At 58.1% G+C, this 16,174-nt stretch carries 19 protein-coding genes; 11 read left to right on the forward strand and 8 right to left on the reverse strand.

Translation table 11 applies throughout. From position 1 onward, the window contains the following. Positions 1 to 186 precede the first annotated feature (186 nt). Together NXT3_RS08715 and NXT3_RS32315 are read right to left on the reverse strand one after the other, a co-directional pair. On the reverse strand, positions 187 to 594 hold the full coding sequence (locus NXT3_RS08715) for a DUF1236 domain-containing protein (RefSeq protein WP_037421708.1): 408 nt from the start codon (positions 592 to 594) through the stop codon (positions 187 to 189). Between the two features lie 529 nt (positions 595 to 1,123). After that, positions 1,124 to 1,510, reverse strand: a complete 387-nt coding sequence (locus NXT3_RS32315) for a hypothetical protein (RefSeq protein WP_234828093.1) — start codon at positions 1,508 to 1,510, stop codon at positions 1,124 to 1,126. Positions 1,511 to 1,542: 32 nt separating this feature from the next. Here NXT3_RS32315 and NXT3_RS08725 point away from each other — a divergent pair, with 32 nt between their 5' ends. From NXT3_RS08725 to NXT3_RS08785, 11 genes are all read left to right on the forward strand, one after another. Next, the gene (locus tag NXT3_RS08725) at positions 1,543 to 1,761 is read left to right on the forward strand and encodes a hypothetical protein (RefSeq protein ID WP_037421717.1); all 219 of its coding nucleotides are present in this window, start codon (positions 1,543 to 1,545) and stop codon (positions 1,759 to 1,761) included. A gap of 715 nt (positions 1,762 to 2,476) precedes the next feature. Next, positions 2,477 to 3,766, forward strand: a complete 1,290-nt coding sequence (locus NXT3_RS08735) for a tyrosine-type recombinase/integrase (protein WP_104839136.1) — start codon at positions 2,477 to 2,479, stop codon at positions 3,764 to 3,766. Between the two features lie 164 nt (positions 3,767 to 3,930). Next, the gene (locus NXT3_RS08740; protein WP_104839137.1) at positions 3,931 to 4,185 is read left to right on the forward strand and encodes a helix-turn-helix transcriptional regulator; all 255 of its coding nucleotides are present in this window, start codon (positions 3,931 to 3,933) and stop codon (positions 4,183 to 4,185) included. A 403-nt stretch (positions 4,186 to 4,588) separates the two neighbouring features. Beyond that, positions 4,589 to 5,212 (forward strand): ParB N-terminal domain-containing protein, encoded by a 624-nt coding sequence (locus NXT3_RS08750; RefSeq protein WP_158665329.1) that lies wholly within the window; start codon positions 4,589 to 4,591, stop codon positions 5,210 to 5,212. Beyond that, on the forward strand, positions 5,202 to 6,521 hold the full coding sequence (locus NXT3_RS08755) for a hypothetical protein (protein WP_104839140.1): 1,320 nt from the start codon (positions 5,202 to 5,204) through the stop codon (positions 6,519 to 6,521). Before NXT3_RS08750 ends, NXT3_RS08755 begins: the two co-directional genes overlap by 11 nt. Continuing rightward, complete coding sequence (locus NXT3_RS08760) at positions 6,518 to 7,411, forward strand: DUF7146 domain-containing protein (protein WP_104839141.1); 894 nt, start codon at positions 6,518 to 6,520, stop codon at positions 7,409 to 7,411. The genes NXT3_RS08755 and NXT3_RS08760 overlap by 4 nt, the downstream gene beginning before the upstream one ends. Beyond that, positions 7,408 to 8,547: an AAA family ATPase gene (locus NXT3_RS08765; RefSeq protein WP_104839142.1), complete on the forward strand. Its 1,140-nt coding sequence runs from the start codon at positions 7,408 to 7,410 to the stop codon at positions 8,545 to 8,547. The genes NXT3_RS08760 and NXT3_RS08765 overlap by 4 nt, the downstream gene beginning before the upstream one ends. A gap of 24 nt (positions 8,548 to 8,571) precedes the next feature. Beyond that, positions 8,572 to 8,940, forward strand: a complete 369-nt coding sequence (locus NXT3_RS08770; protein WP_158665330.1) for a hypothetical protein — start codon at positions 8,572 to 8,574, stop codon at positions 8,938 to 8,940. 35 nt (positions 8,941 to 8,975) lie between these two features. After that, positions 8,976 to 9,419 (forward strand): hypothetical protein, encoded by a 444-nt coding sequence (locus tag NXT3_RS08775; RefSeq protein WP_104839144.1) that lies wholly within the window; start codon positions 8,976 to 8,978, stop codon positions 9,417 to 9,419. Continuing rightward, on the forward strand, positions 9,412 to 9,816 hold the full coding sequence (locus NXT3_RS08780) for a transposase (protein ID WP_104839145.1): 405 nt from the start codon (positions 9,412 to 9,414) through the stop codon (positions 9,814 to 9,816). Before NXT3_RS08775 ends, NXT3_RS08780 begins: the two co-directional genes overlap by 8 nt. Beyond that, positions 9,813 to 10,031, forward strand: a complete 219-nt coding sequence (locus NXT3_RS08785) for a hypothetical protein (RefSeq protein ID WP_104839146.1) — start codon at positions 9,813 to 9,815, stop codon at positions 10,029 to 10,031. Before NXT3_RS08780 ends, NXT3_RS08785 begins: the two co-directional genes overlap by 4 nt. 3 nt (positions 10,032 to 10,034) lie before the next feature. Here NXT3_RS08785 and NXT3_RS08790 read toward each other — a convergent pair whose 3' ends face one another. The 6 genes from NXT3_RS08790 to NXT3_RS08815 all read right to left on the reverse strand — a co-directional run bounded on the left by NXT3_RS08790 (position 10,035) and on the right by NXT3_RS08815 (position 16,128). Next, positions 10,035 to 10,553 carry a hypothetical protein gene (locus tag NXT3_RS08790; RefSeq protein ID WP_104839147.1) on the reverse strand — a complete coding sequence of 173 codons (519 nt, stop codon included), beginning with the start codon at positions 10,551 to 10,553 and terminating at the stop codon, positions 10,035 to 10,037. A 103-nt stretch (positions 10,554 to 10,656) separates the two neighbouring features. Then, the gene (locus NXT3_RS08795; protein WP_104839148.1) at positions 10,657 to 11,736 is read right to left on the reverse strand and encodes an HNH endonuclease; all 1,080 of its coding nucleotides are present in this window, start codon (positions 11,734 to 11,736) and stop codon (positions 10,657 to 10,659) included. A 114-nt stretch (positions 11,737 to 11,850) separates the two neighbouring features. Beyond that, the gene (locus tag NXT3_RS08800; protein WP_104839149.1) at positions 11,851 to 12,744 is read right to left on the reverse strand and encodes an anti-phage nucleotidyltransferase; all 894 of its coding nucleotides are present in this window, start codon (positions 12,742 to 12,744) and stop codon (positions 11,851 to 11,853) included. 11 nt (positions 12,745 to 12,755) lie between these two features. After that, positions 12,756 to 13,697, reverse strand: coding sequence for an anti-phage phospholipase (locus NXT3_RS08805; RefSeq protein ID WP_234828094.1), 942 nt, complete (start codon positions 13,695 to 13,697; stop codon positions 12,756 to 12,758). A gap of 396 nt (positions 13,698 to 14,093) precedes the next feature. Further along, the gene (locus NXT3_RS08810; protein WP_104839151.1) at positions 14,094 to 15,482 is read right to left on the reverse strand and encodes a transposase; all 1,389 of its coding nucleotides are present in this window, start codon (positions 15,480 to 15,482) and stop codon (positions 14,094 to 14,096) included. 370 nt (positions 15,483 to 15,852) lie between these two features. Continuing rightward, a complete protein-coding gene (locus NXT3_RS08815; RefSeq protein WP_104839152.1) occupies positions 15,853 to 16,128 on the reverse strand; it encodes a hypothetical protein in 276 nt (91 codons plus the stop codon). Positions 16,129 to 16,174: the final 46 nt, after the last annotated feature.

The following is a 16,174-nucleotide window of genomic DNA, read 5'->3' on the forward strand; positions in this document are numbered from 1 at the left end:
GTCGTTTCCTCGGTCTCACTTGGTAGAGGGCGAATCTGCTCCGAACGAAAGGGGAATTTTGGCGTCGATGATTTTTGTTGAGCGGTCGATGTGTATAAGCCACAGTCGCGCTCGAGGGCAGCAATCCTGCCACGGGCGCGCTGAAAGAAGAGCCCCTCGCTGGCTGAAGCGAAGGGCTCTGGGTCGTTATTGTACGACCTGAACGACCGTATAGGTCTTCGGATCGACAATGACGCGCTGCTGGTTGACGACAGCATAAGCATAAGCCGGGTTTTCCGGAACGGGCGTCAGGACAACAGTGCGCGGCAACGGTCTACCGACGGCGATCTGTTCCTTGATCATGACCGTGTCGGCGGGGACGGGCTGCTGCTGCACGTAGGTCGTAACCTGCCGCGGCGGTGGGGCGATGACCGCACCGGCAACCAAGCCGACGGCGCCACCCACGGCTGCACCCACCGGGCCGCCAACAATCGCGCCAGTAACAGCACCACCCGCGGCACCGGTTACTGCCCCTTGGTTGCTGTCATTTGCAATAGCGGGCGCGGCAAAGATGCCCGTCGCGATCGCGGTAGCAATGATGATCTTGGCATTCATCTGTCGTACTCCCTTGCTATACGTGGGGTACAACGCCGCGTAATTTGATTTGTTCCTGAACGTGACTTTGAAAACGATGCATGTCCTGGTAGTAACGCAGTGTTACATATATGAAATCTTGTGAATACTAACGGAGGTTGGCGATCCTCAAAGGACTCTAACGGGGAGTTGCCGGCGTTCGCGCGAATTCGGCCGTCGGAGCTCCATTTGCCGCCCATTCCGCGACCGCAATCGCCGAGCCGAGCATGATGACCGGCAGAGCCAACACACCGAAGAACCTGAGCACTTGCAAGCGCCGCGTGCGCCTTCCTTCGCGATCGTTCACCATCTTATTTCGCTGAACCGCATTCGAAGAACAGGTGAAGATGGAAGCAGATAAGCCCCGATCGGTCAGTCCCCTTGGGAACACGCTTGACGTGCTCGACTCGCTTCTCAGTGACCGGTGAGCCTCACGGCCGCCGATGCTCGAAGCAGAAAGCCTCGGCGCGCGGCGTTTTGCTGTTGGCTCCGATTGACGGGAAGGCACGGTTTACTTGGTGGTTTTCGGGATTCCTATCATCTCCAGACCCTTCATCCAGTGCTCCTGATCCTCCGCTTTCACGAACGGCATTCGGTCAAGATGCGCGGGCGTCCATTCGGGGTCCTTGGAGCGCAATTCCGTCATGATATCGCCCGGTGCGATCGGATTTCCCATTCGTGCCCGGCTCATCGCCAACATCAAGTAGGCTTCGTTTGGCAGGTCGGACATTGCGGTTAGCAATTTGACTTCGTCAGAGAACGTGGAGCCGCGAGCCAGCATCCAGAGAAGAAAAACGTCCGCGTGCTCACACTCCGACGCACATTCTCGAGCCAGCGCTTCGTCGAGGACGCATTCCGTGGTCATCGGCGGGAATATTTGGAGCGCCGACGATGTCATAGCGCTGTCGCGCCTACACAGGGAGATGCGCCATGCAAATTGAAACTCCCATCGCCCTTCACGATGTCGACATGCTCAGCGTGGTGTTCGAAGAGTTGTTGCAGGACCATCAAACGTCTCGCGACAGCGCTGCAGCAGAGGGCATCCTCGCACGCCTGATCTTCACCTACGACCTCGGCGTTCGCGATCCCGTGCTGCTGAAGATGTTTGCCGTGCCGTTTCTGCGGCAGCGTTTGACAGGAACGCAGTGACGAGCACTACGAAAAAGCCCCGCACGAGGGCGGGGCAAGTCCGCACCCCGTTGCCTTCAGCGGATGCGGAGACGTAGCCCACAGATGCGAGCTACGCAGAGACGCTATCTACGGTTTGATCAGAGAGGAAGATCTGATTCCGTGATTCCGGTACGCCTCTTCAAAAAAGCTGTGGGCGAGGTTGACGCTTGTTCACGCGGATGCTTCGAAATTTAGCTTTCCCTAAACGTCGAGCGGAGATTGTTGGCGCTGAGATTTGCCGCAAAGCAGCCATGCGCGGACCGGCCGACCCGGGGGATTCAGCCCAGATGTCGCCTTGCCATCAGGCACAAACTTCGACGTCACGATCACATCGGCGGCATTGGCCAAAGCATTCCGGATCTCTTCGGAACGCCTGGTGCAGGTGGTTCGAGCACGCCATAGCGGAGTAGGATTGAGCCCCAGTGACCCCGACAGAGTAAAGCATTGAATTTATTGGGTAGGTGGTGAGCGCGCAGGGATTCGAACCCTGGACCTACTGATTAAAAGTAAGTTGCAAGCTAGATTCCAGCCCTAACAGTTGCCTACATAATGATCTCCAAGGTTGGCGAAAAAACCGTAAAATACAATATATTAGCCTATCAAATATAAACACTCGCCAACACTTGCAATCCCCCTTATAATTTTCCCCCAGCTTTCCCCCGGCGGTTTGGGGGAAAATTTAAAGGGGGCAATAATGGCGAAGGCAAAGTCAGCATTCACCCAGAAATGGGTTGATGCCGTAAAGGCAACTGATGAACGGAAAGAGTACCCCGATCCCGGCTTCAAGGGGTTCTATCTCGTCGTTCAGAAGCTCCCTAGCGGCGCCAAGAGCTGGGCGGTGCGATACAAGGGTAATCCAAAATATACGATAGGCAGCGTGTTGGCCTGGACGCTCAAGGATGCCCACAAGGAGGCCGGCCGCGTCATGCGCGCCTACGACGAGGGTCGCGATCCGCGCGCCGAGAAGAAGGAGTTGCTCTCCGATGACAATCTCACCGAGAACGTGTTCGATGAATTCCTAAAGCGCCATGTCAAGGCGAAGAACAAGAGTCGCACGGCCTATGATGTCGAGAATACGATCAAGCGGGAGATCAAACCGAAATGGAAGGGGAAGCTGATCACGGTGATCCGTCGCCGCGATGTCGTCAACCTGCTCGATGACATGGTGGATCGCGGCGTGCCGACCATGGCGGTGAGGACGTACGCGCTGCTCAAGAAGGCTTTTAACTGGTGCGTCGAGCGCGGAATTCTCGAAGTCTCGCCGATGGCCGGCCTTAAGGCACCAGCGACGGTCACCGCGCGCGATAGGGTGCTTTCAGATAGGGAGCTTCGATGGGCATGGCTGGGGGCGGAGGAGATCGGATGGCCGTTCGGCCCGTTGTTCAAGATGTTGATGGTGACGGCCCAGCGGAAGGAGGAGGTAGCCGGCGCCGCCCGTCCGGAGTTTGAACTGACGGGAAAGGAGCCCGCGTGGATCATTCCGCCGGCACGAGCAAAGAACGGTCGCGAGCATCTTGTGCCTGTGACGCCGCTGGTGATTAGCATCATCGAGGCGCTGCCGGTTATCGATGAATCGGAACTGCTCTTCACGACCAACGGCAAGACCACGGTCGGCGGCTTTTCGAAAGCCAAGGAGCGGCTGGATGCAGCGATGCTGAAGATCGCCCGTAAGGAGGCTGAGGAGCGCGGCGACGATCCTGATGAAGTCCAGATTTCCCCCTGGGTGCTTCATGACTTCAGGCGGACGGCGGCAAGCGGCATGGCCGCTCTCGGGGTTCAGCCGCATGTCATCGAGGCCGTATTGAACCACAAGAGCGGAACCATCAAGGGAGTCGCCGCCGTCTACAATCGCTACGACTACGATCAGGAGAAAAAGCGCGCCCTGATCCGGTGGGAACGTCATATCAAGACGATCATTGGCGCTAAACCGGGTTCGAATGTAATTTCGTTCAGCAAGTTTACCTTGCCGGGAGCCGGCGAATAATATCGTTTAAAGTTACAGTTAGATAGAATGTATTAGCAATTCATAATGGCAAGTTTTACTTGCCAGAAATCAAATAGTTAGCTGATTTTTTTTGTTTTACTGCGCGCAAATGCCTTAAACTGTTCGCCAAGGGGGTGATTTGGTAAGAATAGGAGGATGCGCGCATGGCCAAGCGATATCTCACCACGCGACAGGTTCAAGAGCGCTACGGCGGCATTGCCGCGATCACGGTTCGGCGCTGGGTTGTTAGCGGTCGCCTGAAGAAGCCGGTGCGATACGGCAATCGCGACTATTTCGACCAGGACGGGCTTGATGCATCCGACCGTGAGGCGGCTGCTGCATATGACCGGGCGCGGGCACTGCCGCAGAAGCATACGCCGCCGCAGAGCAAGAACACCGAGGAAGCGAGCACAGAGTGAGCCCCCGCCGCACAGACGCAAACAAGGGCTCGCGGTGAGGGTGGACCTCTCGCGGGGGCGAGAGAACGATAAAATAGACAGAGAGCTTCGTTGAGCGCCAAATCGCGGCGGTTTCCCAGTGGAGACCGCGCATGAAATGCATCCCCATCATATCGTCAAAGCGCCGCCGCCGGGCGCAAGATGTTGTAGTTCAGCTACGGCTTTTCGCCGAAGTCGTCGAGGTCATCGAGACCCGTGACGAGCCCTTCGAAGATCACGATGGCGGCTGGGGGACGAAGGTCACCCGGCCATCCGGCAAGGGCTGGCGCATCGCTGACTTCTCCAAAGATCGAAGGACGAGTTGGATTCGGCGCACGCCGGTCGTGTTGCCTGTGCGGCCTTCGGCAGGCGGATGGAGGCGGCGATGACCAAGGCCATCTCACTCTCCCTGATACGCCACGACCCCGATCTGCAGATGCGGGAGGCGGGGGTCGATCCCGCCGTGGTCGCTGACTATGCCGAGGCAATGGACGCCGGGACGGAGTTACCGCCTGTGATCCTCTTCTTCGACGGCGAGGGCTACTGGCCCGGTGACGGCTTCCACCGGATCGAGGCAAGCAGGAAGCTCGGCAGAGAGACAATCAAAGCGGACGTTCGCGAGGGCGCCAAGCGCGAGGCAATGCTCTTGGCCGTCGGTGCCAACGCGAGCCACGGTTTGCGACGCACCAGCGCGGACAAGCGGCGCTCGGTGCTCGCCCTGCTGCGTGATCCGGAATGGTCCAAATGGTCCGACCGGGAAATCGGCAAGCGATGCGCGGTCGATCACAAGACCGTCGCCAAGGTGCGATCTGAGTTGACCGGGGAAATCCCCACTGAGCGGACTTACACCACCAAGCACGGCTCCGTCGCCAAAATGAAAGTCCGCCAAGCCGAACCGGCAGCAACGGGCGGCTCGATGGTGGAGCGAATGCTCTCGACAGCGACGACCGAGGCACTCATAGCCGAGTGCCGCCGGCGCGGGTTGGAGGTCTCCGGCCATGAAGATTGACTACGAAACCATTAGCACCCTAGCCGGTGAAATAGGCTGCCGCCGCGACGATCTGATCGCTCTCAGCTCACAGAACGACCCGTTCTATGTGCAGCGGCCGAGCCGTAAGGCGGAGGCGGAGTGGTTCGCAGACCTGTGGGACTCTCTCGGTTTCAAGGCCGGAAGCCATCCGCGGCGTCTGCATTACACCATCGTCTCCCAGGACCCGCCTATCCTGAAACCGAATGGCCAGCCGTATCTCAACACGGAAAACGATTGGAAGACCCTGTTGTCGGCCTCACTTTCCGCACGTTACTTGCGGCTTATCCCGGACGAAGCGCTCGCCGATCATCGTAATGATCCGCCGATCTTGAACGCGTCCAATCCGGGAACGCATGAGCTGTGGATGCACGTCGTTGGCGCATATCAGGCAGAGGTGGCTCACCACACACCCACCAATGAGGTCTGGCCGCCGGGGGTACTTGTCCATGATCTTTCTGTCGCTCAGCCCTACCTTGTGGAGGTCTGGGTCGAGAAATCCACCCAGAACGATGTCCTCGTCCCGTTGGCCCGGCAGCTTGAATTCAACCTCGTTTGCGGCACCGGCGAGACATCGGAGATATTGGCGCGGCAGGCTGTGGGGCGTGCTGTGTCGGATGGCAGGCCGATGCGGATTCTCTACGTGTCGGACTTCGATCCCGGTGGACGGTCCATGCCGGTCGCCCTGGCCCGCAAGATTGAGTTCTGGATCAGGGAGGCGGACCTCGATCTAGATGTAACGCTCGATCCCATCGTGTTGACGCCTGAGCAATGTGAACGATACCGGCTCCCCCGGACGCCGTTGAAGGAAACCGAACGTCGGGCGGCGAAGTTCGAGAAGCGGTTCGGGCAAGGCGCAACCGAGTTGGACGCCCTGGAGGCGCTGCACCCGGGCGAGCTAGCGAAAATTATTGGACAAGAGGTCTGTCGTTACATCGACACGACTCTTTCCTCCCGCGTTCGCGAAGCAAACTGGCGCTATTGGCGGGACGTAAAACGGGTCGAAGAGGATGTCCTGAAGGAATACGACATAGCCGACATCCAGCGCCGCTACGACGATTTGAAGAATGCCTTCAAGGTAGGGGCCGAGGCGTTGGAAGAGGAGACGCGGGAACTTTGGCCGCAGATTGCCCAGGAGCTGGAAGCTCGCATCCCAGCCTTCGACCCAGATGAAATGCCGGAGCCGCGAGCTGCCACACCTCCCGATGAGCCTCTCTTCGATAGCAGCCGGTCCTATCTAGACCAGATAGACGCCTATCGTCGCTGGCAAGGAAGGGGAGGCACCAAATGAACCTCCACGATCTAGCTCAGCAACTCGACGGCGAACTCGGCCGGAACGGCATCGTCACCTGTCCCGGCCCCGGACATTCGGCGAAGGACCGATCTCTGAGCGTCTGGTTCGACGGCGACGATCTTCGGGTCTACAGCTTTGCAGGCGACGACTGGCAGGTGTGTAAGGACTTTGTGCGCGAACGCCTCGGATTGCCCGCGTGGGAGCCGGGAAAGGGTCAGAAACGGACGCCTGCCCTCGCGGCAAGACGGCGATCTGCTGATCGCGACGAGGTAGCCCGCATCGATGTCGTCCGCCGCCTCTGGGGTCAAGCAGAGGACCCGCGCGTGGCGCCGGTCATGACCTACCTCAGACATCGGGGCCTACCCCCGCTGGATGACGATCAGATTCCGGTCTTCCGCTATCATCCGCGATGCCCTTTCGACGGCGAGCATGTGCCGGCTCTAATCGCTCGCTTCTCTCCGATTGAAAACGACCCCGGTCGTAGGGCCGAGCCGACCGCGCTTTTTCGCATCAGGCTCGATAGGTATTCCGGGGACAGGCGCAAGCTGGCGCTTGGTCCGTCGCGGAGACAGGTAATCAAGCTGTACGAGGACATCAGCCTCGGCGGAGTCGGGATTACAGAGGGCGTCGAGAAAGGGCTTGCGCTTGCCGCGAGCGGCTGGAGGCCAATCTGGGTGACCTGCGGCACCTCCACAATGCGGACCTTCCCGCTGTTGCCCTGGATGGAGTTCCTCACGGTTTTCTGTGATCGCGACGATCCCGGCCGCAATGCGGCGCTGGCCGCCGTCACCCGCTGGCATGAGGCGGGACGTGAGGCGCGAATCCTCGCACCCCCGCCGCCCTTCAAGGATTGGGACTTGTGGTTTTGCGGAGGCGGTCAGACATGAAGACAGTTGACGACGTTGAGCGCGATGCCGAGCGCATCGAACTAAGCCCAACCGGCGACTCCAACCGCCGGCCGCAGTCAGATCGCGGCAACGGCGGCGACAAGGCGAATGGACATGCTCGCGAGCCGTCCGAAATCTACGATGCCGCCGACCTGCGCTTTCAGACCTTCCCGCCGCTTCAACAGATAGTCGGAGAAATCATCGTCGAGGGCCTGACCGTCCTCGCCGCGCGACCGAAAGTCGGCAAGACGTGGTTGATGCTCGACATCGCCATTGCCGTCGGCGCAGGCGGCTATTGCCTCGGCGATATTCAGTGTGAGCAGGGGGACGCGCTCTATCTTGCGTTGGAGGACAATCCACGGCGTCTCCAGCGGCGGTTGAGGAAGCTGCTCGGCATGCACAAGCGCGAGTGGCCGCATTTCAAGGTCGCGCACAAATGGCCGCGCGCCGATCAAGGCGGGATCGAGCAACTACGGAATTGGATTGCCGGCGCCAAGAATCCCAAGCTCATCGTCATCGACGTGTTCGCGCGCTTCCGCAAGCTGGTCCCCGCCGGGAAACAGAACTACGACTCCGACTACGCCTCAATCGCTGAATTGCAGACCCTTGCCGCCGAGAACGGCGTGGCCATCGTCGTAGTGCATCATCTGCGCAAATCGGAAGCCGACGATGATCCTCTCGATACGGTATCCGGCACGCTCGGACTCACCGCCGCCGCTGACGCGATCCTCGTCATCAACAAGACCGCGCAAGGCACGTCACTCTATGGGCGCGGGCGCGATGTCGATGAGATCGACAAGGCGCTGAGGTTCGACTCGGACACCGCGCGCTGGGCCATCATCGGTGAGCGCGCCGAGGTGGAGCGCAGCGATCAGCGACGGGCAATCATTAAGCTCCTGGAGGAAGCCGGGCCACAGGCGCCGAAGGAGATCGCCGCCGCGCTCAACCGCAAGGACGGAAACATTCGCGGCCTGCTGGGAAAAATGGTCAAGAACGACGAGATCATCAAACTGGAACGCGGCGTTTACGCGATTTCCCCACCCCCCGGTAACATCGATAACATCGATAACAATAGGTCCGGAAAACAATCGGAGACCCAGCAAAACCGGGGATTCTGGTGGGACCGTGATTGTTAACGCTCAAGCAAGGGAACGGTAACAATGACGAAAACCGGTAACAATCGACCTCAACCTGAAGGCGTGAGCAAAGAAGCTCCAGCCACCCTTTTGAACATCGATGACAAGATAACTATGCACAACCATAGGACGGCGATTGTTACCGATGTTGCCGATGTTGCCGGGGGTAGCGCAGCCACGTCCTCCCGAGAGCGTCAGCGCCGCTATCGTGAACGGCGCAAGGCCGGCCGTCGGATGATCCAGGTTGAGGTCAACGAGGTCGAACTCGCCGCTGCGCTGGAGAGGTTACATTTCCTCGACCCCTTAAAGGCAGACGACGACGAAGCAGTCCAGCAGGCTTTCGACGAGATGGTCCGAGTGCTCTGCCGTGCGCTGGCCGATGATGACGTGTAACGACGTGCATCGGTGAGATTTGCTAACGTAATCTAATGACTAAACCAACCCCAAGCGAGATCGCCTTGCATGAGGCCGCGCATGTCCTGGCCGCCATCAGAAATGGTATCGGCGTCCTTCACGTGTCGCTTGACGTGGGCGAGGTAATTCTCGAGCCGCCAGGAGATAGCCTGGAGCAAGGACACCACTACAGCGCCGTGGCCGCAGGATATGCCATAGTCGCTTTAGCCGGCCGAGCTGCTGCGCCGGAAACCGGCTTGTCGGAGGCAGACCAACTTCTGTTGCAGCATGCATTGTTTCTCGCCTCCCTGGCCGATCCGCCCGACGAGATGTGCCACGCTTTTTCTACCCTCGCTGAGCATTTCGTGCTCAAGCATCGCGACGAGATCGAACACCTCGCTGGTGTACTTGATCGACGCCGCGCCATGACGGGCGCCGAGCTCGCGGAAATTTTCAGGAGGTGCGGCGGCCATGACTGATAAGCAAGAAGACCAGGAATTCGCCTTTGTTAGCGCGAAGACCGCAGAGATTCGAGCCGGTCTCGACGCGCCTTATACGGCAGAGCAGCTTCAAAGGCCGATGAGCACGCGCATGGTCCACGCGCTCGTCGCGGGCGTAACCGCCGCAACATCCGCGAAGCTGAAGGCGCTCACTAGCCGCCTTGAGGAAGTCGAATCTCGCGGCATCCGCTATTCCGGTTGCTATCAGAGAGCGCTGGCATATGGACGGGGAAGCATCGTTACCTTCGCTTCCTCGATGTGGATCGCGCTCGATGAGGTGCCGGCAGGCGTTCAGCCCGGCTCAAACGGTGCCTTTTGGCAGCTCGCTGAAAAAGGCAGTTCTCGGGTCCGCAAGCAGAAGGATGGACAGTCATGATGACGCTCGAAGAGGTCCTTATTCGAACTAAAGCGTCCCTCGACGCCCAAGCTGATGCGGCGATGCAACGGTCGCGCGAGAGCTTGCACTTTAGTCCGCTCACCGACGAGGAGATCGAGGAGCTGATGGCTGAACAGCAGGAGCGCATGGTCCAGTGGAAGAAGGACGCCTATGCCGAGATCGAGCGAGAACTTACGGCGTGGACACGAACGTAGGCTTCACGGCTGCTTCAAGACGTCGAGCTGCCTATCCCAGTCCTTGGTGATGGTCTGCTGGAGTGTTTCTAGCTGCTCAGTGGCTGCGTTGTTGGTTTGAATTGCGTGTTCGAACTGGTTCCGTAGTTTCTCGAATTTCTCCGGATCGACCGTAGGCTTCAACAGATCAGTCTCCGCATTGGGAGCATCCCTCTTCAGGACCTGTTGAATGGCAGCGATTTGGCCTGACGCTTCTTGCAAGACCGCATTCAGACTCTGCAGACCTTGGCTCAGGGAGGCCTGCTGCTCCCGAACTTGCTTAACTTGTTCTGTGAGCTCAAGAGCCACCTCCTTGGTGGTGACCTTGAAGCCGTCGCCGGTCCACTCAAAATTCGATATTAACGGGAGTGCCAAGAGAACCGCAGCGACGCCCATCACTATGCCGTGTCCGCTTGAAACCTCGAGTTGCCGAAATATCATTGTCAGCGCCGCCACGGCGATAATGCAACCAGCAGCCACGGCGATAATGTCAAAAGCGCCCATCGCCTCCCCCCTCCAAATGCGCGTGAAAAGTGCTCTGCATTGCCGAGAAACATAGTCCTCGTTGTACCGCCCTGCTCCTGCGGCGCTATTTCAAGATCGAACATTAGAAAGGGACCGCGAGCCCGAGGGCAAGCTTGCGATGCAGAACACGGTGGCAATTGGCGCACAAGCATTTCAAATCGCTCGTTGTCGATTTGTGACCGAGCTCCATCTTCGCAACGTGAGTTCGATGGTGATGAACTTCAATGCAGGCGGACCCGGCCTCCTCGCCATAGCGCTCGGCGGGATCGAGCTTACATTCTTCACAAAAAAGGCGCCCATGCTCTGCGATAAATTCGTCTCGCTTCTGCTTTGCCAGACCAGGTTGCCGTTCACGTTTCAGGTGAGAGACGATCTTCGGATTGCCCTCAATCCAGCTTCGTTCCTCTTCGGTCGGTGTGAAGCCGATCAGCTCTGACTCGACCTCCGATGGATTAGGTTTTGGGCGGACGGCGGCGCCGTTTTTCGGTACGATCCAAAGGCCCGCCCTTTCGAGCAGTTCGAAACAGACCTGCCCCCAGCCAGCGCTAAAGTGGCCCGGATAGGCCTCTATTCCAAGCGCCTCCTCCAGGGCCAGACCGAACACCTTTTTAGGCGCGAGGGAAATCCCGTCGTCGGTTAAGGCGTCATAGTCGCGGGACGGAGCAAAATTGGGAGCGTCGCCGCCTGTAAGAAGCTTCTGGACGGCGTGGTCGATGTGCAACGTTGTTACTTTCCGTAATTCACTGGCGGGCAACCGGACAACCTCACCTGTGGCCTCAACCGCGCGAATTGCAGCTCGCAACTTCGCATGGCCTGTGCCGGGCGTCGTGATCAGTAGCCTTCGCCAGGCACCGTGGCTGGCACTGCCCGCATTCATGGCACGCACCAGTTCATCAAACCGAGTCGCGACTGATGCGAGTCGATTGAAGGAGAGTTGGCGCTTAGCGAGATCAGTTCCCTGAACAGGCCGGCTATCAAGGTAGATTTTGTAGGCGATTTGAGCGCTGTCTAAACGGGCCAGTAGCAATTCAAGCGCTTGCCGATAATCACGATTTCGGTTTGTACCACTGCGACTGTGAAGGATTATGCCAAGATCGTGCATCTCTAGCTTAGCATTGAGCTGCGTGCCATCGTCTGCGACCAAAAACAAAGTAGTATCCATGGATTGTCAGCAATGCGAGAATCTGTTCAGTTGACGACAAGGACTTTAAGTTTAGACTAGTGCCCGCATTGGCGCGCGCCGGTTACATTGATGAGTGGCCATCGCCAAGCCACCCTAGAATTCTTTCCAAAATTTCTTGAAAGACTCCATGAAGGTGTCGTGATTATTAGGCGGCCAGCACACCGGATGCCCGTGGCGGAGCAGCCAATGGATGCCGTTCGCGCAAGTGAGCTGCGACTTATCCTGCATGCGGTAGATGTAGTTGAAGCAATTGATGACGGTTTGCTGGTAACTGGTGCCGAAGAGGTGGTTTGGCACATTCCAGAGCATACCTTCCAGAAAGTATGACGGTGCAATGCCTTCCTGCAAGCTTCCATTAGCGATCATCCGGTTCCGGATGTTTTTGAAGATGCGCACCGTCGGCTTGAAGTAGCCATTGGTGTTCTGGTGCTTGGTCGTGCAGTTGGCGGAATGCTGTTTGGGATAGTTGACGATCTTCGTATTGTCTCTGGTCCAGAAGACAATACCTTCAAGGTAGGTAGGCGTGCCGTAGACCGGATAGCTCGTGTAATGGTGATGTTCTGCGCACGCGAGAACGTCAGCATCGCGGCGGTTTCCGTTACCGGGCACATAAATGGCTTTACCGCTTCCGTCTACTCGGTTGCCGTAGTTCTTCGTAAGCCAGTCCGTGACTTCTTCCTTGAACTTCGCAAGGGAATATTCGGAAAGCGAGCGTTTGCTGTCGAAATTCGCTTTGTCGCCTGCCGTGAGTTCGCTGGTATCAGAATAGAAGATTGAGCTGAGACGGATGACGATATCCACGTCGCTGTCGGCCCAGACGTTCGTATCGTTGCCGTAGGAGCCCTGAAGAAAGGTGTCAAAGTCCTTCAGGTAATAAGGGGAACCGGAATCGTTCAGAATGCCGCTGATAGTCTTGTAGGTGGCCGCCGACTGCTGGATGCTGCCTTGGGCTGACCATGTTTCCAGTTGTGCTTCACCAACAGCCATTCTCGTATCCGTTACAGGAGAAAATCTTTCAGGGTGGCTTCGACTTTGGCGAACGATTCCCGTCCGCGCTGGCGCAAGATGTTGAGCTTTTTCAGATCATGCTCGAAAAGATCGGTGGCCATTTCCGGCTGCTCAAAAGTGTCACTGATCCGAACCGTTGGCACGTCCTTGAAAAGGATGGCGCGGAGTTGGTCCATGGACTGCGTGTTGATCTCCAGCGTCTTTTGCAGAAGTTGGACACTAAGGAGGTGCTTCGCCCAATACATCTTACTGAACAGCGACGGCTTCGGGCTGGGGTAAACCCCGACACCAACGCTGACCACGCGCAAGTCCTTGTGTGCGATATTGAGCGCTCGGGTGGCGTCCGCGATTGCGTAGAGAGTTGGGTTATTGGCACAATAACCGCCGTCTACCAGCTTCACCTCATCGCCTGCTCCGGTGGTGACAGTCTTGGGCGCAAAAAATGGGAATGCGGAGCAGGACGCCTGAACCGCGTCGCCGATGGATACGCCGAAACCGGGCTGGAACGTGCCTTTGCGTCCATGGGCCTGCGCAATACTACCCTTGAAGATCATCGGGCGCTCAATCACCCATTTCGTTGTCACCACCCCCACGGCGGTCTTCACGTCATCGAACTTGGCGTCCTTGAAAATCTCTTGGGCGAGCTCCGCCAGCTTTGCGGACTTCTCGTTCGGCCTCTTGAGCTTCATGATGGCGGGGACGAACTGCCTGTAGAGGTCGTGAATTTCGTCCACCGACATACCGAGCGCAATCATGGAGCCTATGATGGAGCCGGTACTGGTGCCAAATACAAGGTCGAACCGCTCGTGCAGGCGACAACCGATCATGCCTTCGATTTCGGCCAGCACGCCAAGGGTATAGAAACCTTTGGCCCCGCCACCATCTAAGCTGAGGACGCGATAGGGGATGTTTCTTTGCTCCGTGCCCGTCAAGCGACTACCCTCCGACATTGCAACCTATACCTGAGTTCGGAAGGCTCGTCAGACGGGCGGTGCGTTTTCCACAGTATACTCTAGGAGGGGAAGGGGATACTGCCCACGCTTAGGCCACGCCGTTGGCGCATAGTGTCAGCATAGCAGGCGCAGATTTGTTACTGGGTTAGTGGCTCTGGGTTTGGCGGAAAATCGCCCTCTTTGCGCCGAAGCGCGACGAGACGTTCTTCAAGGACTCCAGGCACGGACGCTTAGCACATCGAATGACCGCTGTTGGCAGATATCGTTGAAAAACTCGCAGTTTGAGCAACCGCGACGCTCTGCACGCGGTTTTTCAAAGGGTCGGCAAGGTGTCTCCCGCTCTGATGCGGTGGGATGGCGCCAGGCAACCGACCATTATGCGGCGATGGCGGCGGATGGGAGGCGTGAAGGCCTAAGCTTTGCCAGCCTTCTGAGGTTTTGTGCCGTTGCTGCGAGCAGGAATTCATCGCGTGCACCACAGGGACCGCGCAGTCTCAACCTGGCCATCCGCAGGATGCGCTTGAGGTGAGCGAAGAGCATCTCGACCTTCTTGCGACGATGCCGTGAACGCTCGTAATCGGGCGTGCCGGCAATGGCTCTGGCGACGTCACGGGCATCCTCATTGAGATCACGAGGGACTTTGCGAGCAACTGCATTCGGGCAGCAGCGCTGCTTCAGATCGCACACATCACAGTCCTTCTTGCTGGCCCGATAAAGCCGGGTGCCTTCACTGGTGATGCCCGATCGGGGCGTCGCGTAGGTGCGGCGGAACTGAACCAATTCCTTGCCCGCCGGGCAGATGTAGCGATCTCCCTCGCCATCCCAATGGAAGTCGGCACGCGGGAAAGTCCCGTCTGTCCGATTGGACTTGTCGAACACAGGAATGTGCGGAGCGATCTCCTTTTCCTTCACAAGCCAGGCCAGATTGTCAGCGGAGCCGTAGGCACTGTCGGCGACCAGATAACCCGGCTTCAGGCCAAAGCGGTTCTCTGTTCTGTCGATCATGGTGCGTGAAGCGCCAACTTCCGCCTGTCGAATGGCACGGGTCGCTTCCACGTCAAGAATGACGCCATGATCGGTGTCGATCAGATAGTTGGTGGCGTAAGCGAAGAAGGCATGGCCTTTATGGGCACCCGTCCACTGGGCTGCCGGGTCTGACGGGGAAACAAACTTCGGCGTTACCGGCGAAGCCGCACCAAAAGCAGCGTCATCAAGCACCGCCAGATATTCCTGAACGGAGCGGCCTGCATTCTCCTTCGCCGCTTGCGCGCTCCACTCTGCGCCAGATACCGAGCGCTGCTTGTTGGCATCCGCGGAAATCAAGCTGGCGTCGACGGCAAAGCCTTCAGCACCGACAAGACCCTGTGCCAGGCAGCGCTCAACCACCGTCTCGAAGAGATGCCGCAGGATATCGCTCTGGCGGAAACGTCCATGGCGGTTCTTCGAGAAGCTGGAATGGTCCGGCACCTTGCCATCCAGTCCAAGCCGGCAAAACAAACGGTAAGCGAGATTGAGATGAACCTCCTCGCACAGCCGGCGCTCCGACCGGATGCCCATGCTGTAGCCAATGATCAGCATGCGCATCATCAGCTCCGGATCGATCGAGGGTCGACCCGTACTGCTATAATAGGGCTTCAACTGCGCGCGGACGCCATCGAGGTCCAGATGTTGATCGATCCGGCGCAGAAGATGGTCGGCTGGCACGTGCTCATCGAGACTGAAATCGTAAAAGAGCTGCGCCGGAGCCGCCTGCGTTCCCATCATCGCCTGATCCCCTGCCAAATCACTCAGAGGATTGAATCACGCGTCCCAAGTGCCTGCAACGACGAGTTTTTCAACAGTATCGGCACAGGCCGGTCTGACCGCATCAGGCGACCGCCTTTCACCCGAAGCGGTAGTCCAGCCCTAGGCGGAGCCGGGGGGCGGTTTTAAACTACCGATGCCCCGCGGTGTGGGAGCCCGCGCGGGCCTCATGCGTAGATTTTTTTTGGCGCGAGGAAGAGGTGCTCACGCTTTAGGGGAAACCCGAAAAACCGTTATTGCAATTCCCCCCAAGACAAACCGTTCTCGTTTGCGGGCAGATGCGACGGAAATGCTTGTTCGCCTAGTTCTCGACTGGAGCTTCGGGACGTTCCTATTTATCTGGGGCGGCATCCGGCCAAGCATCGTTTTCGATAGTTGTTTTAAATGTCTCCCGGCCAACGAGCATCATGCAGAGCCCCAACATCCAGGCGAGCCCTAATAACGTGTAAGGAACTGTGTCGAACTCATGCATCCGGCCAAGGATCGTTTGTTTCACGGCTTTTTCCCAATCGGACTTTAGCAACGACTGTCCAATCACTGGTGCCGCGAGGAAGGCCAGCACGCCAACATAACCCCATATCGTGTAGCGCATTCTAAGAACGACCATGCTTATCCCCCTGCTTCTCCTTTTTAGGAAAGAGCAAGGTAAACAG

The organism is Sinorhizobium fredii, assembly GCF_002944405.1.
GTDB classification, from domain to species: domain Bacteria; phylum Pseudomonadota; class Alphaproteobacteria; order Rhizobiales; family Rhizobiaceae; genus Sinorhizobium; species Sinorhizobium fredii_C.